At 38.4% G+C, this 25,557-nt stretch carries 19 protein-coding genes; 1 reads left to right on the top strand and 18 read right to left on the bottom strand.

What is annotated here, in order from left to right:
• Positions 1–111: 111 nt before the first annotated feature.
• Positions 112–1,578, bottom strand: coding sequence for a sigma-54 dependent transcriptional regulator (locus tag GLIP_RS12620; protein ID WP_040522817.1), 1,467 nt, complete (start codon positions 1,576–1,578; stop codon positions 112–114).
• 344 nt (positions 1,579–1,922) lie between these two features.
• The gene (locus tag GLIP_RS12615; protein WP_008845026.1) at positions 1,923–2,723 is read right to left on the bottom strand and encodes a flagellin N-terminal helical domain-containing protein; all 801 of its coding nucleotides are present in this window, start codon (positions 2,721–2,723) and stop codon (positions 1,923–1,925) included.
• A gap of 314 nt (positions 2,724–3,037) precedes the next feature.
• On the opposite strand from GLIP_RS12615, the gene GLIP_RS12605 reads away from it, so the two are divergent.
• Positions 3,038–6,577, top strand: a complete 3,540-nt coding sequence (locus GLIP_RS12605) for a 6-hydroxymethylpterin diphosphokinase MptE-like protein (RefSeq protein ID WP_008845024.1) — start codon at positions 3,038–3,040, stop codon at positions 6,575–6,577.
• Between the two features lie 9 nt (positions 6,578–6,586).
• Here GLIP_RS12605 and GLIP_RS12600 read toward each other — a convergent pair whose 3' ends face one another.
• The 16 genes from GLIP_RS12600 to GLIP_RS12525 form a co-directional block, all read right to left on the bottom strand.
• Positions 6,587–7,723 carry a CDP-glycerol glycerophosphotransferase family protein gene (locus GLIP_RS12600; RefSeq protein WP_008845023.1) on the bottom strand — a complete coding sequence of 379 codons (1,137 nt, stop codon included), beginning with the start codon at positions 7,721–7,723 and terminating at the stop codon, positions 6,587–6,589.
• Between the two features lie 2 nt (positions 7,724–7,725).
• Positions 7,726–8,148, bottom strand: coding sequence for an adenylyltransferase/cytidyltransferase family protein (locus tag GLIP_RS12595; RefSeq protein WP_040522812.1), 423 nt, complete (start codon positions 8,146–8,148; stop codon positions 7,726–7,728).
• 85 nt (positions 8,149–8,233) lie between these two features.
• Positions 8,234–9,784: an asparagine synthase (glutamine-hydrolyzing) gene (gene asnB, locus GLIP_RS12590; RefSeq protein ID WP_161602053.1), complete on the bottom strand. Its 1,551-nt coding sequence runs from the start codon at positions 9,782–9,784 to the stop codon at positions 8,234–8,236.
• A gap of 28 nt (positions 9,785–9,812) precedes the next feature.
• Positions 9,813–10,613 (bottom strand): glycosyltransferase family 2 protein, encoded by an 801-nt coding sequence (locus tag GLIP_RS21465; protein WP_008845020.1) that lies wholly within the window; start codon positions 10,611–10,613, stop codon positions 9,813–9,815.
• Positions 10,606–12,177, bottom strand: a complete 1,572-nt coding sequence (locus GLIP_RS12580; RefSeq protein ID WP_008845019.1) for a phosphotransferase — start codon at positions 12,175–12,177, stop codon at positions 10,606–10,608. The genes GLIP_RS21465 and GLIP_RS12580 overlap by 8 nt, the downstream gene beginning before the upstream one ends.
• Before the next feature lie 10 nt (positions 12,178–12,187).
• The gene (locus GLIP_RS12575) at positions 12,188–13,312 is read right to left on the bottom strand and encodes a class I SAM-dependent methyltransferase (RefSeq protein WP_008845018.1); all 1,125 of its coding nucleotides are present in this window, start codon (positions 13,310–13,312) and stop codon (positions 12,188–12,190) included.
• Positions 13,312–13,656: a cupin domain-containing protein gene (locus GLIP_RS12570; RefSeq protein WP_008845017.1), complete on the bottom strand. Its 345-nt coding sequence runs from the start codon at positions 13,654–13,656 to the stop codon at positions 13,312–13,314. Before GLIP_RS12570 ends, GLIP_RS12575 begins: the two co-directional genes overlap by 1 nt.
• Positions 13,622–14,821: a class II D-tagatose-bisphosphate aldolase non-catalytic subunit gene (locus tag GLIP_RS12565; protein WP_008845016.1), complete on the bottom strand. Its 1,200-nt coding sequence runs from the start codon at positions 14,819–14,821 to the stop codon at positions 13,622–13,624. The genes GLIP_RS12570 and GLIP_RS12565 overlap by 35 nt, the downstream gene beginning before the upstream one ends.
• A 1-nt stretch (position 14,822) precedes the next feature.
• Positions 14,823–15,359, bottom strand: coding sequence for an HAD hydrolase family protein (locus tag GLIP_RS12560; protein ID WP_008845015.1), 537 nt, complete (start codon positions 15,357–15,359; stop codon positions 14,823–14,825).
• Positions 15,360–15,405: 46 nt separating this feature from the next.
• Positions 15,406–16,650 (bottom strand): glycosyltransferase family 2 protein, encoded by a 1,245-nt coding sequence (locus tag GLIP_RS12555; protein WP_153886330.1) that lies wholly within the window; start codon positions 16,648–16,650, stop codon positions 15,406–15,408.
• Positions 16,616–17,722: a class I SAM-dependent methyltransferase gene (locus GLIP_RS12550; RefSeq protein ID WP_040522809.1), complete on the bottom strand. Its 1,107-nt coding sequence runs from the start codon at positions 17,720–17,722 to the stop codon at positions 16,616–16,618. The genes GLIP_RS12555 and GLIP_RS12550 overlap by 35 nt, the downstream gene beginning before the upstream one ends.
• Positions 17,715–19,940: a glycosyltransferase gene (locus GLIP_RS21460; RefSeq protein ID WP_052154981.1), complete on the bottom strand. Its 2,226-nt coding sequence runs from the start codon at positions 19,938–19,940 to the stop codon at positions 17,715–17,717. The genes GLIP_RS12550 and GLIP_RS21460 overlap by 8 nt, the downstream gene beginning before the upstream one ends.
• Positions 19,937–21,832 carry a sulfatase-like hydrolase/transferase gene (locus tag GLIP_RS12540; protein ID WP_008845011.1) on the bottom strand — a complete coding sequence of 632 codons (1,896 nt, stop codon included), beginning with the start codon at positions 21,830–21,832 and terminating at the stop codon, positions 19,937–19,939. Before GLIP_RS12540 ends, GLIP_RS21460 begins: the two co-directional genes overlap by 4 nt.
• A 53-nt stretch (positions 21,833–21,885) precedes the next feature.
• Positions 21,886–23,058, bottom strand: coding sequence for an acyl-CoA reductase (locus GLIP_RS12535; RefSeq protein WP_008845010.1), 1,173 nt, complete (start codon positions 23,056–23,058; stop codon positions 21,886–21,888).
• Positions 23,058–24,143, bottom strand: coding sequence for a LuxE/PaaK family acyltransferase (locus tag GLIP_RS12530; RefSeq protein ID WP_008845009.1), 1,086 nt, complete (start codon positions 24,141–24,143; stop codon positions 23,058–23,060). Before GLIP_RS12530 ends, GLIP_RS12535 begins: the two co-directional genes overlap by 1 nt.
• On the bottom strand, positions 24,140–25,555 hold the full coding sequence (locus tag GLIP_RS12525) for an AMP-binding protein (protein ID WP_008845008.1): 1,416 nt from the start codon (positions 25,553–25,555) through the stop codon (positions 24,140–24,142). The genes GLIP_RS12530 and GLIP_RS12525 overlap by 4 nt, the downstream gene beginning before the upstream one ends.
• Between the last annotated feature and the right edge of the window lie 2 nt (positions 25,556–25,557).

Raw genomic sequence — 25,557 nt, 5'->3', positions numbered from 1 at the left:
ATTTTACTCTTATAATCAACGGGTTAGGAATTATAGTTAATAATAAAGAACGTCAACAAAATGACAGTAGCGGATAAAAGATTAATTTGCGTACAGTTATCGAAAGCGTTGTTACTCGCGGACTATGCCATATTTGCGCATTTTTTCCACTAGTGTGGTACGACGCATTCCGAGTATCTCTGCAGCTCTTGCAACAACACCATCCTGCTGATCTAGCGCTTGGTTTATCATGCTTATTTCCAGTTCAGATAAATACTCTTTTAAATTCATTCCATCTGAAGGCAGTGCAGAATTAGTCGTTAATTCACGAGTATCAGATTGATCCTCGACGTTGTTTTCGTCATTATCTTCATTTTCCGAGTCATCGTTAGTGTCATTAAATAGAGCAATAAGCGCTTCCCTTTCTAACAACTCTTCTGGATAATCTGGCTCAAAATTGTCGCCATTAACATATTGATATTTAATAGGTAAATCGTTGACATCTACCACTTGGTTTGGATACAAGATGAGTAATCTTTCAACCAAATTTGACAATTCTCGGACATTACCTGGCCACAAATGTTCAACAAGCGAATTAATCGCATTTTCAGTAAAACGCAGGGACTTTTCATTTTCTTGCTCTAATCTAGACACGAGTTCTTGCAACAGCAGGGGAATATCTTCCTTACGCTCTCGCAATGCCGGGCTTTCTATTGGAAATACATTTAATCGATAATATAAGTCTTCCCGAAAGGTCCCTTCCGTGATCATATTCTCCAATTCGCGGTGAGTTGCTGCAACGATACGGACGTCACATTTGATAGGCTTGTTACCGCCAACTCTTTCATATTGACGTTCTTGCAATACACGTAATAATTTGACTTGCATCTGCAACGGCATATCACCAATTTCATCAAGAAATAAAGTCCCGCCTTCGGCCAGTTCAAAACGACCTTTTCGAGAATTGATAGCGCCTGTGAAAGCGCCTTTTTCATGTCCAAACAATTCACTTTCTAAAAGTTCAGCTGGGATTGCTCCGCAATTGACTGGAATAAAGGGGCCATCTTTTCTATTTGATAAAAAATGTAAGTTACGAGCAATAACCTCTTTGCCCGTTCCAGACTCGCCTAGAACTAAAACATTTGCATCTGAACCTGATACTTGTTCAATTAAATGACGAACGTGTTGTATCTCATCACTTTTTCCCACCAAGCTTCGAAACAACTTAGTTTTGCTTGAATTGGGACTCTTGGCGGGCCTTTTTCGAAAATATTCCTGACAGCGATGTAACATTTGTGTCAGAACTGGGTAGGTAACAGGTTCAACAAGTTGACCAATTATATTCGCTCTGAATTCTGCGTCTACAAGCGCATTTCCAATGACAATAAAGGGTTGTGCTGGGAATTTACTGACGACATCATCAGTCAGTTCTGGGGATTCAAAATCAATGATAACAGCTTCAAAACTATCTTGCTTTTTTAACGATGATATAGCTTGAGAAAACGGAACAATTGCGCAACGTTCGCCTAAAAAAGACAAGATCGTTTTGAGATTATTGGCGCGCGAAGCATGCTCGCTGATAATCAGAATAGTGCTCATCCCTTCCCCAAGTTTGGTATTGTTATTGATTTTAATCAAGCGTGGTAGATTCCAGAAAAATATTCACTAAACTTCCAACCTAAAAGACGACCGTGACGTTCAAATTTCTAGCGGTCAACCTATAGAAGATTAGCGTATATTTTTACTCATGTCAGCAAAGCACAAAATGAATTACTCACACGCTTTAAATTGTTGACATGATTTTAAACATTCGTTGCCGGATAGCAACAATCAATATCCACCTTTATGAATAAAATCAGTAAATTGAACAAAATAAAAGCAGCCTAAGCTGCTTTTTTAAGATTCCTATTTAAACGAGGTAACTAAAGCGTGCTCATTTAAACTCAACTTAGCAACGACAAAACCTGCCCTTGTTGTTGATTTGCTTGAGCCTGCACGGTTAATGCAGCTTGTCCTTGAATACCTGAAGCAATACTATCCGCGGTAGCCTGCGCAAAGTCAGTATCTTGAAGCCTGCTTCGCGCTGCAGAAAGATTGACATCTGACTGGCTTAAATTACGCGCTGCACTTTCAAATTGGTTCTGTGTCGCGCCCAACTCAGCTTGTGCACCACCCACGAACTCCAACGCATTATCAGCAATTTCTAACGCCTCTTGCGCTCCCGCTGAAGTAGACACATCAATATTTAATACATCGTCGAGTTGTGCACCAACGTCTTGAGTTTGAACTCCGATTCGTTGTCCCGAATTAGCACCAACCTGAAACTCAATATTGCCGTCACCAGACAACAATGATTTGCCGCCAAAATTAGTTTGCTCTATGGTTTGGGTAATATTACTTTGCAATTGTGCAATTTCTGATTGTAACGCTTCACGATCTGAGTCATTCAATAACCCATTGCCGGCTTGCACAGATAACTCTCGAATTCGATTTACGTCGGTGCTAATACCTGACAAGCCACCTTCAGCCACTTGAGATAAAGACACCCCATCATAAGCATTTGAAATTGCCTGTCTGTTGCCTTCAACTTGCGTCGTTAAACGGTCAATAATTTGTTGCGCAGCAGAATCATCGGCCGCACTGTTAACGCGTTTCCCAGAAGCAAGCTTTTCAAACAAGGTTTCTTGCTTTTGCTGTAGCTGCTGTAAAATTGATGAATTATTACTTGTATCAAGATTAATCATAAATTTACCCTCCAATACCAATTTATAGTTTAGCAAAACTCTGCATATAAAGTAAGCAGCAGTGATTAGAATCAACAATACAAAAGTATGGATAGATATAACTATGTATTAATTAATGACGGACTAGCAATATTAGAAGCAAACACAATTGACTCTGACAGCAACAAAAGGTCACAATCAACTAAAATGACAATAATCTCTCACCTTACAGAGTTGCCGTTGCCGAATAAAAATTTAGCGTCAGTTAATCAATATCGATGGAATATGGCAAATCCTATTAAACCGAGATTCGGAACAAAACAAAATTAACAATCATGCTTAAAAATATACGACTGCATCTAGAAAAAGACGAAGAAAAACAAAAGCTTCTAGAGAAGAAGCTGGCATCGACTATTATCGAGATGCAACATAAAAATATTAATAGTTTTGCGCGCAATATTCCTTCTCTAGTCACATACATAAAGTCTGCTTCTTTACAAAATCACTCAATTTTTTGTAATAAATTTGGTGAATTTAATATTGTTGATTACGGCATTGGCAGAACCCTTTACGGCTTTCATCCTAAACAAGAGGTTTTGCAGCAACTAGCGTTATTCAAACAGCATGCAACTTATATTTCATTTTCTGCTGCAACATCTCCCTTATCACAAACCATCGAAAGCTCTGAGTTTGATAAATTAGATATCACTCAAACCAACAGCTTTAAAACCCGCCAATCCTTCTCTGAGCTTAGTGAAGAAGTCGATTGTATGGTGGTTTTAGGGTGTGGTTTAGGTTTTCATATTTTGCAGCTATTACAATCCTGTAAAATTAAAAATTTGATCATCTACGAACCGGAACCACAATATTTTCAATGTTCTGTACTAGTGATGGACTGGAATGAAATTTTTAGTTTAGCGAAAAGCCAAGGGACGCAAATCTTTATTCAGCTAGAAAAAGATGGCAGAGACCTCACCAATAATATTTCCGAATTGCGTGAACATGTAGATATTTCAGGGTTTTACCTATATCAACACTATAATCATCCCGTTTTTGATAGTTTGCATAAAGAATTGACTGAAAAATCTTGGCAGGAAGTGACTCAGCATGGAATTAGCTTTTCAATGCAGCCTGATTACAACCATTACCTTCCCACTTGGACACCACCGGTTGATCTAAATAAGGTAAAAAAAGTTGATCTAACTTCACAAAGATATACTAACAACTTAGCCGCACTGAAAAAGTACTACCCTAATATTTTTAAAGAATTTGAACACTATCAGCCCAAAATATGGCTCCCAGTTGAGAATAGTCAAGGTGAGATTAACCTGATAAAGAAAGATTCCCTTACCCCTTGGTATAGTGAACATCCACTTCAAGACTGCATTTTTAATTATGACAATTTCAGTGAGCAACCACACAAAGACGGTTTGGTTTTAGGCTATACCGGTACAAAACTTGCGCATTATCTGCATTATCAATTTGTAAAAGAAACCGAAGCGCTATTAATTGAAACTGAAGAAGAGATCAGTGAATTACCAGATAAAATTGCGTCTATTATTTTGTTTGGTTTAGGGGCTGGATATCAACTCGAGACCTTACTCCAGCGTCACTCAGTTGAGATGCTTTTTTTATGCGAACCAAACACTGATTTTTTCTACGCTTCTTTATTTGCGATAGATTGGGAAACCATCTTTTCGATTGTAGAAGAAAGTAATGCCAGAATTTACTTAAATATAGGTGATGACGGTACTAATTTATTTAGAGATTTATTAAACCAGTTTCATTCCATCGGACCTTATATTTTAAACGATACTTATTTTTATCAAAGCTACTATAACGCATCGTTAAATACCGCAATTGCACAACTTCGTGAACAACTGCAAGTGGTTATTTCCATGGGTGAATATTTTGATCATGCTTTCTATGGTATAGAGCATACAAAAGAAGGGATGCGTCGGAACTATCCGATTTTAACCCACAAACCAGCAAATAAGCTGTCATACGATAGTAAAGAAGTGCCAATTTTCATAATCGGTAATGGACCTTCTCTGGACAGCTCTGTTGACGAAATTAAAGAATGGCAAGACAAAGCTATAATTGTGAGTTGTGGTACTGCTTTACAAGCACTGCATCGGCATAAAATTACCCCAGACTTTCACGCCGAAATTGAGCAAAATCGAAGCACCTTTGACTGGGCTACCTTGGTGGGGGATGTAGAATTCTTAAAAAACATTACCTTGATTTCGTGTAATGGCATCCACCCAGACACAAGCAATTTATATAAAGATACCTTAATTGCATTTAAAGAAGGCGAATCATCGACCGTATCTGCACAGCGCGTTTTAGGCAATAAAAAGTTCTCATCTTTACAACACGCTTTTCCAACTGTCAGTAATTTTGTGTGTGACTTATTTAGTAATCTTGGTTTTAGCAACCTTTATTTATTAGGGGTCGATCTCGGTTTTATCAATGTAAAACATCATCATTCATTGTCCTCTGGATATTATCAAGATGATGGCGAAGAAATTACGGATTATACAACAAACAATAATACCTCCTTGGTTGTTCCGGGAAATTTTCGTTCAGTTGTTAATACAAAACATGAATTTAAAGTGTCGCGTCAGATCATAGAACAAGTCATCTATAAGAAGCCTAAACAGCAAAACTTTTATAACTGTAGTGATGGAGCGAAAATCGAAGGTGCAATTCCTCTACGTGTAGACAACATATTAATTGTATCAACCGAAAGTCAAAAACAAGCGGCTTTATTAGAAGTAAAAACGCGGTCTTTTTCTAATGCGCAGATAAGTGACTTCATCGAGAACTATGAAAAGACTTACTCGCATAAAAATCTAATGAATGAGTTAGGCGCTATCGAAAAGTTAAATAGCGCAGAACTGCGCAATAAGGAAGACGTTAAATATATTATCAATAAGCAAAAAGAGATGCTTTTTGCGTCATATCAGAGTGGAAAGTCACTACTTTTCTATTATTTATATGGCACGACCAACTATGTAAATGCCGTTTTTACTAAATTCATGAGTATTCAAACCGATCAGGATAATGTTCATGAAGCCTGTACAGAAATAAAAAATAAATGGCTAACTACGATAGGCAAATTGAAATCAAAGTTATCAGAAGACTATGATCGCGATTTCGACAGTACTTCTTACAGTATCTTAAAACGTGAAATGATGACGTTTAAAGCGAATTATAGAGGTGAAAATTTAGTCGTCGTGAGCGACTCTTCTGATTTTAACCTTTGTTTACTTTATTTATTAAAAAACGCATATCCATGGGTTAAAAATACGCAAATCATTACACCAGATGAGATAGATGAAATACAAGAGCAACCTGCTTACTGCATTTATAATCTAAAAGAAAGCATCAACTATGCCCCACTCATAGGGACTAAAAGTACAATAATAGTCAATGAAAAAATAAATAATGAACTGAAAACTGAACAGAATATTACGCAGCTTATTGTACCTCACTTTAGTGGTAATAGCGTATTCCAAGGTGTTAGGTTTGTGGTTACTTTGGCTGTAAGATCAGCATTTAACGCGCATAATTGCTCGTTTATATTGCCTAAATTCTGGACCTCTGAACCTGCTATATTTGACCAAACAAAGATAGATATTCCATGTAATGAATATATTAGTTTCGCGCATACCTTGTATATTTGCGCTTTTCCCCTGGACAATGCCCAACAATTAGGAAATTTCTCCGCAGGTGGGTCTCGAGGAAGAAGGGTTTTGAGTCAATTGAGGTTAAATGATTTAGTGTTTAAAACCGTTTCTCAAGAACAACTCGATGAATTGATTGAAAAAGATAACCAGACGTTATCTTTGATTTTGCAGGACAATGGCTAATAATCGTCGTTAAAGATTTTTGCTTGAATCTATTGGCAGCTTTTTAGCTAACTGATAAATACGCTCGCAACTTTGGCTATCTTGATAGAAATTAAACGTTTTACAGACCTCTTGTCTTTGCTTATCAAATCCATCGCCGCCATATTCAAATATATGTTGAATTTGCTCCAAAACTTCAGACCAGTTAGATGTTTTTTTACCTGGTGTAATCTGATTGTAGTCAAATCGAAGGTTGCGTTTAAGGATAAATGTATCTAAATCAAAACATGAAAAAATCACCGGTTTGTTTAGCAATAAATAATCAAACAGTACACTTGAGTAATCTGTGATCATCACGTCGGTATATTTAAGGTACTGATAAACATCCGCAAACGGATCGAGCGGATCAATGATCAACACATTATTACAATGCTCAAGGGCTTGTTGAACTTCACAGCCGCTTGGACTTTGCAACGGATGTAATTTGATAACAAAAATTGCATTATTTTGCTCAAGAATTTGATTTAGTTTAGTTAAATCTAACCCTTGCCAAATTGCGTAAGACTTGCCGCGTTTGTCCCCCGATTTGGTTTCATCTTTTTCTTCATTGTAGGTGGGTAAAAACGAAATTACTTTTTTATTTCGCAGCTTTTCTAGGGTTTGTTTATCTACAAAACTGGGGAGATCATCGTTAAGCAAAAAATCATTACGCGGATACCCAGTAACTTGAAAATCAAACAGGTGGTGCGGGCCCAAAGCTTGTTCATTAAGGAAAAGAGTAGAGGCTAAGCTAACTAAATCGTAACGTTCTTTGAACTGGGAAATATCGTTAAATTTCATGGGGGTACCATGCCATAGCTGTACAACTTGAGTTTCTTTTTTTAATTTAGTTTTATCAACATCTAGTTGAATAATGTTAATAAAGGCGCATTTAGCCAAAGACATAATTGCATCAGATCTGGGTGTTCCAGCCAAGGCAACTGGCAGATTTTCATAATTAAGTTTTTCGAATACGGCAGGATTTTTGGTCACCCATACGGGATAAATCTCAGGTTTGTATTTTAGAATATATTGGAACAAGTATTTACTGTTGTCGTCGTAAAACTGGCCTTTACGACTTCCGAATATCCAGACATCTCTTTTCCCAATTTCCAGTTCTAACGACATGTTTACAGTGGTATCCGATGTTGATCTAAGATTTGATTAATTTTGGTAGATGAAGTCCCTTTAGTGTAAGGTAAATAAAAAACTCTCACGTTTACAGATCGCAACTTCTCTTCAATAGCATTCCACTTATCTGAACGATACCAATCGTCACCCACTATCAAAACATCAAATTGATACTTCTGCCAAGCTTCAAATTTGTCCATATTAGATTGGGGGACAACACAATCTACACCTTGAATGTTGCGAATAATCTCACTTCTTTCTTCATAGGGTATAACGGTTTTTTTATCCTTATACTGACTTACTAATTCATCGGTTGTTACCCCCACGATCAGTCGGTCACACATTCCTTTAGCACTCTTAATAATGTTTAAATGCCCAACATGGAATAAGTCAAAAACACCCGTAGTATATCCAACAATCAATGTTCACTCTCCAGCTCAGTCTAATTCAATACTTGCTGCTTAATTTAAAGCAGTACTTACCACCATAGCTTAGGTGAAATATTTATTACTCGCCTATCTTACTAACCTGTTCATTTTTCAAGTAAGTTAAGTCACCTGCAAGCTTCAGCATATTTAGGTTTTCACGCAACCACGAGTCCATAGGCTTTTCGCTCGATCCAACATTCATCACTTGCGCTAACGAAACAGGAAAACCAACTTTTTTTCTATCGATAATACCTTTCGGTACAACGTCCTTAAACACGCGTTTTAAGGGTGCTTTAACAATGTTATCGGCCATTCGATAATTAAATGAAACACCAGCCATTCTTTCAATTAATCTATGATCAACAAACGGTACTCTTGCTTCAACGCCACAAAACATGGTGGCGAAGTCTAGTCGTCTTAGTAGGCCATGCAGGTGAGCGATTTGAAAAAAAGCGGCTATTCGACTGATATTCGTTTTATGGTGCGCAAACGGCTGCATTGCATAGTCTATAATCTCATCGTCTTGATGTGAGCCGTAGCTATACAAATTATCAAACTCTCTGATATTCCATACATTTTCATGAGCCCAACGAAAAATCCGATCATAACCAAAAAATAGTTCATCAGCACCTTCACCACTTAGCACCACGGTAATCTTCTTCTTCAGTTCTCGACTCATTGCGTAGATCAGAACTTCATTGGGCACCGATAAGGGTTCTTTTCGTTGTTTTAACATCGAGTGCCAAAGCGGAGCAAACTCACTATTTTTTAGCTCAACACAATGCAACTGGCTGTGTTGAAACTCTGCCGCCATTTGTCCCCATTCGAATTCATTGTTGTCTGCTGTACCCACGGTATAGGTACTGACTTTGTTTGCTAGTCCTGCAATGATCGTACTATCCAAGCCACCACTGAGAAAGCTGCCAACCGGCACATCGGAAATGCAACGATAATCAACCGCAGAGACCAACAATTCGCGCAGCTCCTCATCCGAAGGAGGCATTTGTTCTGTTTCTGGCAAAGACCAATAACCTTGAAACTTTCCATTTAGCCAATAGTGGCCTGCCGGGAAAGAGCTGACGTCGCGATAAATTGTGTGATTATTAAAGAAAGTACGTAGTTTTTGATATTGTCTTAGTCCAATGTCATCGATTTGGTTACTAGCTTGACCTAGCGCAAGAATCGCAGACGGTTCGGAGCTAAACGTAATTCCTTTTCCAGTAGTAGAATAAAAAAGAGGTTTTATCCCTAAACGATCTCTGGCTGCAAAGAGATCACCAGTAACAACATCGAAGATTATTAGTGCAAACATGCCGTTTAATAAAGGCAACATGCCTTCCTTCAACTTCATATAAAGTAGCAATAACACTTCCGTGTCAGATGTGGTTTCTGTGGTTAATGCATGAGCGAGTTTTAACTCTTTAAAGTTATATATTTCGCCATTAAAAACAATAACATAACGTTTGCATTTGGAATAAAAAGGTTGATTTGATTGGTCGTTCAAATCTTGAATTTTTAAACGCGTGTGTCCCAACCAAACATCGTTAACTTGACAGCTAGCTTGGGCATCGGGTCCCCGGTAATTTAATTCATTCAACGCTGAAGAAAATTGCGTCTGGCTTAGCGTCACGCCTTTTGAAACTAAGACCCCACACATTCTACTTAAATGCCTTGGTTAGTTGTTCAAATAAATCTTGCTTAAGTCGAAGGTAATCAGCTTGATCTATCTTATTTTTGACATTTTCGAGACCAATGGCCTTAGTGTAGGCACGTTCTAACACAAATAAATATTCAAACTGTTTAGGATAAGAGCTGTGACAATCCAAATGGAATTCACTTAATGGCGTATTAATGTGATAAAAGTCGCCCTTCAAAGGGACTTTGTTAGTGAATTCTGCCATCCCCAAAAAAACGTCGTTAAATCGTTCACCTTGAATTGCAAAACGCGCAAACGTATGACAAATAATCGCGCCAGCAAACTGCGAAGGGTACATACTACGTTCAACCAATTGACTAAAATTGAGGCGAATATCCTCATTCAGTATTCTTGGCGTCCTAGAAGTCTGTTTATATGCATCAATAAATACATAAGGCCAAGCAACAATTGCTAATCCTGGTTCCTTTTCAAATACGGCTTCTACCTGCTCAATACAATGTGGCAGCAACGTATCTCCGGCGAAAACAAACTTTAAATATTCGGCATCACTTTGTTCAAATAGATCAAGGCAGCGGTTCCAATTACCAACACGTCCCAAATTACTGCCATTCTCAACTAAGGATATTTGTTTATATTTATCTTGATAGTCTTTCACGATCTTTGCAGAGCTATCTGTTGAATTATTATCAACAACAATTATTGAGGTCGCGATGGATTGTGAAATACAGCTATCCAATGTCCTTGCGATATAGTCCTCTGCATTATATACCGGAATAGTAATTAGCGTTTTAGAATCAGGCATTTAACAAGCTCTCATGCAGCATTTGTTTGCCCAGGTAAAACAATAACAAACTGTATGGATGATGATGAAGCGCAGCGATATTTAAGAAGATTAACGCGGTTAATAACTGAACTTTTTTATAGTCGTATCCATTTTCAGTCAACCAATTTTCGAATAACTTTTCACACTCTACCAAGGTGTGCTTGCGCATGAAATCCATCTGAATATTATCTGCATATTGTCTGACGTTGAACATGTTCTTGTCGACCAACTCATGGCACATAATCAAACCGTGATTCAATTTGGCGAAATCATAATAGATATCACCAAAAATCATGTTCCCAGCAAAATTTTGTCGCCAATCAATCAATGTAAATGGAATATCACTATTTTTATTTACCAAAATATTTTCAAAATGCAGATCGCCGTGAAAACGACAAGCGGAGCCTTGAGCAAGAGAATCCCAATCTACTATATCTAACATGCTCATTACGTCTGGTAAGCGTAAATCATTAATGGTTTCGGCTTGGTCGATTTGCTCAAATCGGGAAAAGTATTGGTTCACACGTTCTTTTGTTTTGTCTCGATAAAACCCCATACACTGTTGGTTAAATTTAGACTGCTCATGCTCATCAAGTGACACGGGGGTCCAAAAGTCCACTAGCCAATCTAAAAGTCGATTAAACTGGGTTGGCGAAGGATGTTTTGAAATGACTTCGGCATCGATTAAGTCATACACATACATATTGTCAGTGGAGGCTTTTATTTCTGGCACAAATCCAACTAAAGTTTGCGCTCTTAAAACTCTGTCGCGGATAAATTGGTGATCAACTGAAAACTTAATAACTTTGCCATTTACAAACCAAATCGCTTCTTCTTCTTTCTCAAGAATATTGGCGTCTACTTTGCGTTTAAAGTTGCGACGAGTTACCTCAAGTGCGGGCAAGTTTCCGGTATCATGCCAGTCAAATTCAATCGGAAAAATCTTTTTAGGTAATAAGTGACGAAGTCCAAAACTTTCACCTATATTGATTGCGCTTCCCGAATTATCACTGACCATCGCCTGCCAGAACTGTTCAAAATCTTTAATACCAGCTAAACCAATATAAGTTTTAACGTCGCCTTCAGCTCCCTTTGCACATATTTCTTCAATAACCCCTGTGCGAATACGTAAAGAGCGATATTGGCTGTTGTCTTGAGCGTTAAAATAGCCCATCCAATTCTTGTCGGGGACCGGGATATCATTGGTAACAAGCGTATCGTTGGAGCAAAACACAAACGGGCATTGCAATAAATCTTGGCATTCCAATAAAGTCAGTCCTAAACCACTTCCCTCGCCTTCGTATTTTGAGACGTGGCGAAACAAGAATGTACGTTCAGGATAAGCCAGAGTAAGAAATTCTCTGACCGAATCAGCCTTGTAACCTAGTGCTACGACTATTTCCACGTCGATTGGAAATTTCTCAACAATATGAGAAATGGCTGGCTTATCAGCAATCGTCACTAGCGCTTTATTAATGTGTTTTGATAACCCTTTAAGTCGGCTACCAATTCCAGCCGTTGGAATAAAAACTCTGAATGACATGAGTTACCCCTTACTCCCAAATCGTCGTATTGGAATTGATTTTACACAATTGTTCAACCACTTCCCGTTGATATTGGCCCGCTTTCACAATCACAGCTACCTTGGGCAAATTTTCAATTGCATGCGGCGATGCCACTATGCAGTTGGTTCCATATAATCGTTTGTCTTTTTTTTGCGCGGAATTATCCAAAATACCAACGACTTTGCTTTCATCGAGTCCAAAATAAATTAAAAATTGCGAAAAAATATGCGCACCAAATAAGTATACAGGGGCATCAATTGACTCAATTAACTCATTGAGTCGTTGTACTTCTAATTTATAAAAATCAATTAAATCAATGAATAGCTGCTTATAGTAAACCTTATTATTGATTAGCTTAAGCTCTGTGGGTAGCTGCTTTTTGCGAGTAGCATAAAAAATACTGTGTTCTTGAAAATAGCGTTTCTCGATAATTTCAAAGCCATTTTTTTCAAGTATGTAGTCTACCAAGTACTCGGTTAGTAAAAACGTATGTTCAAAATTGATGGTATTACTAAACTTATTTTTTAGGTAAGCAAATAAATGGGGAACTGAAAATATATGAAATCCATCTTTTTGCAAAAACTGATTTATATGTTTGAGAAAGTCTTGTGGATAAAGGGTGTGTTCAAGTACGTGCGAATGTACCACGTGCTGGTATTGATTATTTAACATGTTCTTATCAAAGAATCCTTTGATAACCTGAATGTCGTCATTGCCAGCAAAGCCAGGGTTTGGCTCCACAATCGTCCAGCCAACCGAACCGACTTTATCTATGTAGCGTTTCGCAATCGCGCCGTTTGAACCACCAATTTCAAGTACATTGGTTAAGTTGTATTTCGCACAAAAGTCGACAAATTCATCATGATGGTCTTGCCACACCCCTCCCACAGCTTCAGAGTGATACTCAGCATAAACCAACTCTTCAGGTAAGAGTTCTGTAAGCTGAATACACCCGCTTTGCGGGCAAATGGACCAATTCATATCTGCTTTGATATCAGATTCTGCAGGCTGATTTGTGCAACCAATAAATACTGGAAAGCCTTTAAGACTAATTAAAGGCTCTAAGTCACAGTTTCCTGTGATTAAACTCTCGGGGCGTGATGTGATGCTCATTAGCGCTGATAACGATCCTGAAGTCGTACGACATCTTCTAGCTCTGGTGTAGACGCTTCAAGATAGACCGCATCTTCAATCGCTTCCATTCGATGAACTTTAAATGGGTGTAGAGTAATAAAATCTCCGTGATGCATAAGGCGCTCTTCCAGTTCATGCTCATTGTCTCCCAAAAATAATTTTAGGACACCAGATAACACATAAACGGATTCGGTTTTTACTTCGTGATATTGCAGGCTACATGCGTGACCTTTCAACATAGTTAACCGCTTGAACATATATTTACTGTTATGTTCAAGAAGTTCCTCTTTACCCCAAGGCTTTTCTATCACAGTTAAAGACATTATTAGCACCCCTGCTGACTGGTTTCATATTAAATAACTGCACATAACGCATCATTGATTGCTTCACTAAATTGATCAAAAAAGCATTTAAATCAATATTATATTTACGTAGTGCAAATGTAAGTTTCTGTTGAATTTCAATAATCTGAGGATCACTAAAAACGTAATGGCCACATATACTGACTTTATCTAAATCGGTCGCTTGGGTTTCAGGAAGCATCCATTTATTCCACTTATTAGAATCCAATGCGACTTGCGAGAAAGTATTCAATTCGTCTTCGAATCCAAATTTCTCCATTAGATATAATAAACCTCGCGTCTCTACCACTCCAAATTCTGGTGCTACGTTTGACGCATGCACACCCAATGATGGCCGTAAACTCAAAGCCTCATTTGATAGATAGTCAGTATTATGTTCTTTCAACCAGATACCATAACGATTACAAATTTGAATCGAATCCTTGATATGCTGTATGCAATGTAATTGGGCTTTATAGTCTCCATTGTCGAAGACCCCAACATTGCGCGTTTCCATCACTTTAGTACCGGTTTGAGCAACAACAAAAGTTGGCTTAATAATACTATTCTTTTTACAGAACTTTTCAGTTTCATTTAGAAAACATTCAAATTCATCTAGGTTTTGCGCATAACCATTCTGTTCTTCTGTGCCTAATTCGAACTGAATATTTTTCTTTGTTTTTTGAGCGTAGTTATAACAATGCTCATACAGTTCAAATAAGCGCTCCAAGATCTTATTAAAAGTCAAATCTTCATTTTGGATTGGGATGCTAGGATCAATATGGATGAAGTCAAAACCCGCATCAATATCAGCCTCAAACGAGCGCTTAGCACTTGCCATCGATTCTGATAAATTTAAATTGGATTTCTGTTCCACTTCACTTTGCCAGGGCCCACCATGATCTCTGGCTAAGAAAACGTTTGTCACGTTTTGATCTTTGACATAACGACTAAAAGTTTCAGTATCAAATTGAGCCACGTAACCGCCGCCAAATTCAGCCGAATCAATTTGCCTTCTGCTAGCGATTAAGACCTGGGGTATATTGAGTTCTTTTGAAATATTGAGACTAGCATCAATGCAGTTTTTACTCATTGGTCCACTACACAACAAGGTATACTGATTTTTGCTTTGTTTTTTAAAATTCATATTATCCCCCACTCATTTCGCCAGCACTATTTTTAGGTGGCAAATTTGGTTCATAGGCTGTAAAAAATTTCGCTAAGATATGCAAGCACGCTTCTGCAACTGCGCGTTCTGCACCTGTTCTCTGCGTAATAAAGTCGGCCTTTTTTAAACAATTACTATCAGCATTTGCTGGAGCAATTGAATAAGCGACTTGACTAAACACGTAGTGATCGAAGATTCCATCTCCCATATAGATGACCTTGCTACTATCCCAACGCTCAGCTATCCATTGCGCTCGCTTGGTAGTACTTACCAAACTCAATGGATACTTCATGTCATCCTGAATTCTTGCTTTACTGATATCAAAGCCACGCTTATCACCGGTTACAAATTGTATTTCGATAAACTCAGTTAATAAGCTCAACGCATCACTATCATCCGCGCCAAACACTTTCATCACTTTACCATCGACGGAATAATAGAATTTTCCGTCGGTCATCACTCCATCTACATCAAGAATAAAAACCGATGGAGCGTCTAATAATGGTGTTAAACCCATACTTACTTTTCCTGTTACATAGACTCAAGCGAAGATTTAATCCACATCAAAATGGGATAACCTTATGTTCTGCAGCAGAAAAGTGTTCTGTTAATTCACTTGTCATGCTTGCCGCATGTCTGTCTGTTGCCAACACAATTGCTTGAACCTTATCTATGTCTTTGCTATTTATCGACTGAATTGCCGACAGGTTTACACCTAAAAATTGATTATTTGATTTTGACGCTTTTGAATCTATTACTTTCAACACCGAAAAACGCTTATTTTTGCGCAAAATGATCGACTTTGCATAATCATTAGCTCCCCAGATTAAAATGTGGCTTGCATCTAATTCTGCTAACTTATTAAACAACCCCTGCAATCGCTTTTGGTATTGATTAGCAGATTTTATAAAAACGGAAGTAAACCTAATGACATCAACAGGACGACGAATTAATAATCTAAAATACAACGAGTTACAAAATAACCTTGTATAACTTGTGGTGAACTTGGCACGTTTTAGAATCACACGTTGAAAATAATTGTATGCAGATGGATAGTCAAAACAACGAGATAATTGACCATAAAACCACAATGAATACTGCCAGTCTAAACTGTTCGCTACGCTATCATTGGAATCACAATAGCGGATAGTCAAAGGTTCTTCTATAAACCAAAATGCATTGGTTTTTTCAGCTAATCTAAATACGAAATCCCAATCTTGATGGCCTTTGAGTGTCTCATTAAATTGAATTTCCTTAGCTAATGCAGTTGGCACACAAATCGTACTGGATTGAATACCACCAGCCTGATTGGTAACAAACGAATAATGCGTGACCGACTCCGAAGTATGTTTTGCTTTCAAAGGAATGGGAGAAGACAAGACTGTATTTAGTTTATTTTGATATTGATGATGTATTAGAAAGGTTTTTGTAGGTGCATTAGCGTCAATACAATTTACCGTTTTTGCTAATTTAGAAGGCAACCAGACGTCATCAGAATCGAGAAAACAAATATACTTTCCCTTTGCGGCATTTATACCAGTATTACGGGCTGCAGCGCCATTTTTGTTAACGTCATGTCGCAATAAATGTACTCGAGAGTCTTGAAACCCTTCAACAACTATTCTAATTTTATCGGCAAAATCAGCATTTGACCCATCGTCAACTACTAACACTTCAAATGCTTGCAACGATTGTTGCATTACCGAATTCAGTGCACGAAACAAAGATTCACTGCGGTTAAAAACCGGAATGACAATTGAAAATATTGGACTGTTATTTTGTTGCAACGGCAATGATAAAACTTCCATCTTGACCCATAACGACATCTCCAGTGTTTGGATCATGTTGCGCAAATAGTTCTACATTTAGAAAACCCGCAGATTTGAGCAATGCTAATAGTTCGTTGTTCGTGTAATGCTTAATATGATATTTAAAGTTTACGGGATCATATGGCATCACATCTTCATTAGGCGTGGAACAGATTAATCGTCCCCCTGGCTTAAGAAGTTGATAAAACTTGCTTATCAATTCTAAATCAAACTCAACATGTTCAATCGTTTCAAAAGAGACGACTGCGTCAAACGTTGCATCTGGCAGAGTTAAAAGCCTTGCGTCTTCACGTAAAAATTGCGTATTCGAGTTGGAATAATACGAGTTTGCGTAATCAATTGCCCCTTGATCAATATCGACACCTGTTACCTTGGCATTTGTGGCATTTGCCAACATCAATGTGCCGTAGCCAATCCCACAAGCTAAATCTAATACAGTATTAGGAGATTCCTCTTGTAATTGATCACAGGCAAATTGATAGCGATTCTTATGATCTAAACGGATGTTGTCATAATTCGTTGAAATTTGACGCTCGCCGACATTCATCGACTTGCTCGCAACTGCTTTCAACTTTTCTTTATCAGCAATCATCTCTACATCGACAAACCCTGCTCTTTCGAGCAAAAATGTGAGCCGTTTTCGATTGTAAGCAGATTTATGTACATGAGTATAATCTGTTGAATAGTCATCAAATTTTGGATTACTGCCTTGCTGACTGCCGAATAATCCAGCAAACGCTTGTCGGGCATCAGAACTTTCATCACGTAAGCTTTTTTCATCCCACTGCGCATTCAACCATAGTTGCGCATAATAATCGCTATCGAGCAGATTCAAGTATAGTTTGCCGCCAACACGAAGTGCCTTAAACCAATTGATCAAGGTGGCGTCTGCTTCCATTGTCGTTAAAGTGCAGAACGACTGGTCGCAATGAAGTTCATCAAGCGAATCTACCTGCTCACTGATTTCCCAAGGAGAACAGCTCAAAGATTGATCATTACACTTAAAAAAAGCCATCGCGTTTGCGATTCTCTGAATGTGAACTTTATTCATAAACACCTTGAAAATTAACCTTAGTATTTTGCATATTTTTCATTGCTAAGTTGCTAATAACATCACCAAATGGGCCATGCACCGGATATTGTGTGGCAATGATGGCAGCTACAACCGTATCTTTATCGGCATATTTATGATTTAGTAAACATTCTCCTTCTGCACTCACACTTTTGCCAGCTAAAGCAGCTTCAAATAACACAGTGCTGTTAATTCCATGTACATGTTTGGCTAAACTAATCAGTAAACGGCTATCTTCAGTGCTAAATTCTGCTCTTTTTGAAGTGTATTGTTCAGGATCCTTTGGGTGTTTTTTAACGATAATTTTTTCGTTTGGATAAAGATCTTCAATAAAATCAATAAATGCTTGCATGCCATCAGTAAAACGACTGTTGCGTTGTACATTAGAATCGTTTGCTAACTGCAAAGGTACGAAAATAAAGTCACCGGAAACGTTTGAAGGATATTCACTAAAAAACTCTGCTCGAAGTGCTAGACGTTGACGATGTATATCTTCATCGACCCATTGTAACTTACTTTGCGCCAGCTCTCTTTGATTGTTAATACCTTGACTGTCGATGTAGAAATATTTTTTCTGAGGGAAAAAGCCACACTCCAGAAAGTCAAAATTAACGTCTAATTGTGCCAATCGCATTTTTAAACAATCAAAAATTGCGGTCGCACCATTCCAGATAAAAACGTGGCTGGCCTTCACCAATAGATTATCTGAAACCACTTGAAGAGGATGACGAATTAGTATTTGAACGTCATTCTCTACCAGACTCTGGACGAAATGGCTTAACCAGTTATCGATATGTTCTGCTGGGTTAATATCGAAAATAATCACAAATTTCACATCTGAGTGAGTGTCAATTTCAGTGTTAAAATAAGTGCTATTTTTAGTGCTCCACATAGCGCTACTGCAATCATAAATTACCTGTTCGTCATGCAAGCGATGCGCTATGCGACTTAGCATAGACATTTGATATACATTACTCCCAAACACCAAGGTGTGATTCAGTGCAAAATTATAGTTTTGCTCATCGATGCTAGGTATACCTAAAAAGTCCCCTTCAGAGTTAGGTAATGATGTGAGCATATATTCCGGTAAACGAATACCCAATTGTACACACTTCTCAATGATCAACTTAACGTAGCCGCCGCTGCCGAGTATAACCCAAGGACTGTCGTTCAAATCAGCCAGACTACAAATATCTGTCGGCGTGGTGGGAACTAAGAGTGACGTTTGATTTTTTTGCTGCAGAAAACATAGATTGTCCGCTCGACATAGAAAATACAATTCAGGATGCCCATTTGCGACACAATATTTTAGCCATCGCAATGCAATTTCATGGTGTTCATCTGGCATTTTATGTTCTAGTTGTTTGCGAATTGACGCTAACAACCTACCCATTATTAGCAACTCTCTATAGGTCGCTTCATTACCCTCGATGAAATGCCAATATGCTTGATAGTCAGTTTCTTCAAGATCTAAGCCTATAGCTTGCAAATGTCTGAGAACCGTGTGTTTGTATCGGTTTTCCCGAAAGGTTTGATATTGTTGGACTACAGAGTCAGGATGCATTCGATAGCGATACAGTACTTGTCTGACATTACCAAATTTAAAGTTGGTTTTTGCAATTATGTCGGATAAGAAAATAAAATCTTCAACATGCTGATAGTCAACATTAAAGGGTACATTTTCAAAAACGGCGCGCTTTGAAATAACGGATGCATGCAACATACAGCAGTGTCCAAACAGGCTTAAAATTCTGGTGTTGTTATCAGATTCACGAAAATGCCAAACTTCCTGTTTATTACCAAATAACTCAGCCCAGCAGCCTACCATATCAACGTCTGGATATCGTTGCATAAACGCTAGCTGTTTCTCAAACCTGTCAATAGTGCTGATGTCATCCGCATCCATTCTTGCCAATAATGGCGCCGTTGACCACTCAACCAATTCATTGAGCGTGCGGATCAGCCCTTGGTTTTCCCGCGTCCTAAACTTTATTCGAGGGTCTTCACTGGCATAGTGCTTAATTAACTCCAACGAATTATCAGTAGAACCATCATCAATAATTAGCAATTGCCAATGTTTTTCAGTTTGATTTATGAGCGAGTCCAACGCTTCAGATAAATAAAGAGCAGCGTTATAGCAAGGCATCAAAACCTGAAGTGGGTATTTATCGGACGTAGAATTGCTGGTTTTCGTCATGACAAAATAGACCGACTTTCTAGCATTTTATACAACAAGTTCTTAATGTAACGTTTTTCCGCTCCTTGCAAACTCAATTTTTGTTGCTGAGGTGAAATGCCATTTACTTGATTAAATAATCTGTCCATCCACAGCATCTCGCCATTTAACATGAAACCAAAATTGGCTGGACTGTTGCCTTTTAGCGTTGCTGAATGAAAAAAATAAGCAAAATCTCTATCGTCATGAGCAATAGATGTACCTAAAGTTGGATAATCAACATCAATCCCTAATAAATCGAAAAAGGTGGGAAATAAGTCAAAATGACAAGAATGTTCGATTGTTTTAGCGGCTAACTTGGCATGATTCAACATAAATGGCACATGCATTTGCGGCTCAATCACTGAGTTACTATGAAAACTATAGCCATACTCGCCAAACGATTCACCGTGATCGCCAGTAAATACAATCATGGTATTTGATAGATCAATTTTGGCTTCTAATTTGTCTAGAAACTGATTAAAGATAAAATCGACTTCTTCTAACGCATTTAAATAGGTTGATTTCGCGTCTTTGCCTTTGTGGCGATTGAAACGTTTTTTATCTATCACTTCATATGGCATATGCGTTTGATCATTTATCAAATGCAAAAAAAATGGTTGTTGTTGCACTTCTTCGGCAACAACATCAACCATATTTAATAGCCTATAATCTGCCTTTAGACCATTCGCAGGAATGTCTGCCGTACCCCACACCTTATCAAATCCAATTCGTTTGAGTAATTTGTGATAGTCATATAAGCCAATGTCAGCACTGTCTAGAAACAATGTTTTGTAACCTGCTTTTTTTAAATGTGCGATATGTTTTGGCTGACTACCCGGGTAAAGTGAATCAACTTTATTATAGGGATTATTCGAATAGTTACCTGTATACATTTGGTTAGTAGAAACCGTTGTATTTGGACACAAGCAAAAATGTTGCTTTGATAGCCATGAGGAATTTTCAAATCGTTCGGCTAACAGAGAGCGTGCAGCATCCTTGGCATAGGGAGAAACGTAAGCCCCCATTGATTCCACCGTAATCAAGATGATATTAGCCCCTGCTAACTTGCCATGTAGCTCAGATGCTTTCGGCTTTTCTAATACGGGATTTACAAAGGCTTGATGTTGCACTTGAATTTCAATGTCATCGTCTGCTTCAAATGTGTCATCCAACATAATATTGGTTAGCAAGGTAGGCGATGTTAAAAATGGATGCTGAGACTGAAATAGCACTCGCATTGCTATTAATAATAACGTAAACACAACACCCACAAAACCAATGAACATTAGAATATTCACTGTTAATTCGGGAGAGGTATAAAACAAACCAAAAGTGGCTATGCAAAATGTGACCAGTAAAGCGCGTTTCAGCCAATTTTTATGATTAAATACTGCTAACATAAAAGCTGACACGGTACTAACAACCAACCACTCTATTGTTGAGTTCAGCGCAAATGAAAAAATCACCACTGGCCAAAACAGAGGTACCCACATCGCAGAAGGAAGTTTCTGCAAACCTGCAGCTAAATGCGGCACACCTTTGCTCAAGCCTTTTGATCCGGTAATAAACCACGACAGGGTTTGTCGGTTGATTTCAATTCGATACTGCACAAACAATAACGCATCAAGCCAAATCAAAAAGCAATACAGCGCTAGTACACCGGCAATTATCATCATCACCCACACAGGCGCTAGCATAGTCATAGTCACAACAAATACGCTAACTGCCATTACAATGATGAGATCATCTAAATTTACTGCAACATAAAGTGCCCCACGCTTTCCACGCAAGGTTTTGCAAACCGATAATAACGACAGATTTGATATCAGAAAAAGCAGTGCTTTTACTAATAAATCAACCCACTCAATCAATACGAATCTCCAAATTAGCGCTAACTAAAAGGCGCTAGAACATTAACCTTGGCTCAACTAAACCTAATGGTTCGTGACAACTGGCTAAATAAATCATAACTGTCCCAAATTGGTTCAAAGTCTAACGCTTGACCAAGTGGCACAATTCTATCTATTCCTAATATCGACTCAGAACCTATTTGCTTTAATAGTCGATCTTTATCAATGCCCCAATAAGAAAGGGTTTGGAGCTTCTCTGAGGATTCATTTTGCAAGGATTCAAGGTTGTCAATTTGACGAATATAAATCACATTTTCTCCAGCATGCCATTCCATTAATTGAGAATCTAACGAGCTAATCGCTAGTGCACAAATTCTGTTATTTAATAAGGTTTGGCTATTTTGCTGGTGACTCTTAACTAACTGTAAATTGATCAGTTGATTATTTTTGTGTGTGATAGAGCTAGCTTGCTTTGACGCCAAGTTGTCTAATGCGTTTAGAAAATCAGGAAGATAGCGAGTTTCACCTAACCAAAAAATGACCTTAGGAGAAGAACAGGCTTGCTGATTGTATGGTTTCGTATCTCGCCAAAAGAGATCAGCTAATTGTTCAACATTCTGAGACTGAGTACACGACTCCCCTGCAACTAGTGCAGCTGAATATCGATCAGCAAAACTAATGTCTCGATTACGAGGTTTACAGGGTAGTTGTCTGATAGCGTTGACACTTTCATCCCCTCCCCATATAACTCTGGCATCCGCTTGCAGACTCAATGTAGCGGAATAATGGGCGTGTTTATCATAATGCACAAATAAATTATGCTGCCCTAACAGGGTAAATTCAGGTCGAGCAAAAAGTTGCTTAAGAATATCGAGTAAACAAGATTTTAACGCACTGGTTTTTGTGGCTACGCGAATCACATTGTGATTTCCCATCAATAACGAACATATCCAACTATAGATGAACATGGTATCCACATTTGCAGGTGTAAAATGCACAACCCAACCTAACGGTTTAAGCAAACCAGATGGCTTCATTTTTTGCATATTTTTAATGTTTGATGCGCGCAACCAGAAACCCAACGCCACCAATTCTGGATGATATTTTGCGGTGTTACTTGTTAGCAGGCTGTTAGATAACGCCTCAATAAACGTCAAAACTTGTGGGTCAAAACAACCTAAGAGTTGTGTTTTATCACCCACTTTATCTAAACTACCCTCTTGCGGAGCCAGCAAATCTAAAGACACTAAAGCACCTCCGCTGCATGGGTATCACTGCACCCGCGTATTTCAGTCTTAGGTAACCGACCCTGAATAGCAAAATATTTTCCCTTTTGACCACATTGGCAGTTGTCGATTCCTAGGATTACACCTAAATCTTCAGTTAATAAACTATGCCCTGGGTAGCTACTTGGGATTGCCGATAGAACCTGCACTATTCCTTGCTTTCCTATCCCACATTCATGCAGGGTAAAAGGGTCGCGTATTATTACGTCTGCAAAAACCGGCGCATGTAAATGACCATATTCGCATTCTACAAAAATTGAACCGACCTGTTCAGCCATGCCGTAAAAGTTATAGCAACGCGAAACATCAGTTAGTTCGTTTAAGGTATTTTTAAATGTCGCATTATCAACTTGTTGATCAACCAGCTTTTTCCATCCACCACTATGAATTAGCATCCCTTGTGGCAACGAAACACGTTTTTGACTGTGTTTTAAGGCAGTTAAAAAATACAGCCAAACCATAAAAGTAAAGCCAAAAATCAGCACAGGTTGTTGCCCATATTTTTTGGTAAATGCTTCAATCACTGGCCAATTTAGTTGCATATTTTCATCCAACGCATAGGTGTGGTCTCGACCAAAAAAGGCTAGCCCTTGAATACCTGCCGCGCGGGCGCTAAATTCTGGTTTTTTTAGAATATCTGGTGAGTCAATAATCAACATTGGTAAGCGTTGCCGCCCTAGTGTCTGTTGCAAAATTTTGACTAACACTTTACTTTGTCTGGCGCTAGTGGCTTTATCTAAATAAATGGTGGCGGGTGTTTGTGACGTTGTCCCAGAGGATTGTAATACTTTGAACACATCAATATCAGGGACACTTTTTAAATTGCGCTGCTTAAATAGTCTAACGGCTAAAAATGGCAGGTCAGGCAAATTATCAACTTCAGCGGTTTGTTGGTTAACAATATTTCGATACTCACAGCTGTGTAATTGATGGTGCTGGTGAAGCGCGTTCAACACAGGCAACAACACTGCTTGTTTTTCAACCTGACTTAGACCGTAAACCTGAGCGTTAACCAATCGTTCAAACAAACTTAAATAATTATTCATAGCGAATCGCCTAACGCGCTTTTAAGCAAAGCTTGATAATCCATTTTACCATTTGGCATTAGTGGCAAACTTGCAAACTCAACCACTTTTATTGCGCTCGGGTGCAATCCAAGAAACTGACTTAGCCATGCTTTTACATCAATCTGCTGTTGATCGTCGCTTGACGTTTGTGTGCCAATTACTAAGTAATCGTCGTTGCCACAGGCCAAAGCAGATATTTCAAGCTCTTTTAGACTATTCTCAATGTCGTCCAAATCAATTCGTTGCCCATACAACTTTAAAAAACGGGATTTTCTGCCAGTAATAAACACATCCCCTTGTTCATCAAAATATGCCAGATCACCCGTTGCCAACCACTTTTGTTTTAACGGGTTAGCGTCTATTTCCAAGGCGTTAATATCCGCTATATTTGCTACATAACCTAACATGATGTTCGGACCAGAATAATACAATTCTCCCACACTATTAGCTTGTTCGATTTGTGCGTGATTCGAGTCGAATATTTTAAATTGTCCGTTGGGGATTGCCTGACCTATAGACTCAGGTTTTTCTAGTACTTTTTCAGGTGCTAAATACGCCATTCTAGGGCTTGCCTCGGTTTGCCCATACATCACAAAAAACTGACTTTGATTACGTTGTGCAAATTCAGCAAGTGATACAATCGCCTCAGCGGAAAGCTTTCCACCAGCTTGTGTAAAATATCGAAGATGCGGTAACGTTTTAAGGTTGAATCGCAACCTGAGCAACATGCCATATGTAAATGGGACACCACCAAAACTACTGATCTTTTCATTTTCGAACAGCTGCCAAAACTCCCTACTTACAGGACTTGCATTATTGAACACACAGCATGCACCGGCGTTTAAATGCGAATTGATAATGGACAAACCATATGAGTAAAAAAAAGGCAAAGAACAAAGTGTTTTATCCGTATTTTCAATCGGTAAATAGGCACATATTGCGTCTGCATTAGACTGTAAATTCTGAGCACTTAATGCAACCTGTTTAGCACTACCAGTAGAACCGGAGGTTGAAAGCAGTAAGTTTACGCTTGTGCTAATGAGTTGAACTTGCGGTTGATGAAAACGAACACTGATTTGTTGCTGTTCACCACAATCTAAAGTGGCGCTAGGCGTATATTGAGCATATAACTTTTGCAAAGAAGAAGCTGGAGTGTCAGGGTTAATCAGCATGACACAGTACCCTAACCTTAGCCCACTTAAATATGCAATCAGTGTCGATAAGCCATTGTACGCTAAAATAAATACAAGGTTGGTTTGATGTTTGAGTTTGCCGTTTAACTTTGTTTGCAATGCCTTACATGCTAGTTCGAGTTCAATGTAACTTAAACTTTTTTGCCCTTCAATCGCTGCGGGGTTATTTGAATAGCGTGACAGATTACTATAAAACATGA

The organism is Aliiglaciecola lipolytica E3 (genome assembly GCF_000314975.1).
Lineage (GTDB): Bacteria > Pseudomonadota > Gammaproteobacteria > Enterobacterales > Alteromonadaceae > Aliiglaciecola > Aliiglaciecola lipolytica.
Note: the sequence above shows the minus strand (reverse complement) of the source record. Positions and strands in the feature narration are given on the sequence as shown.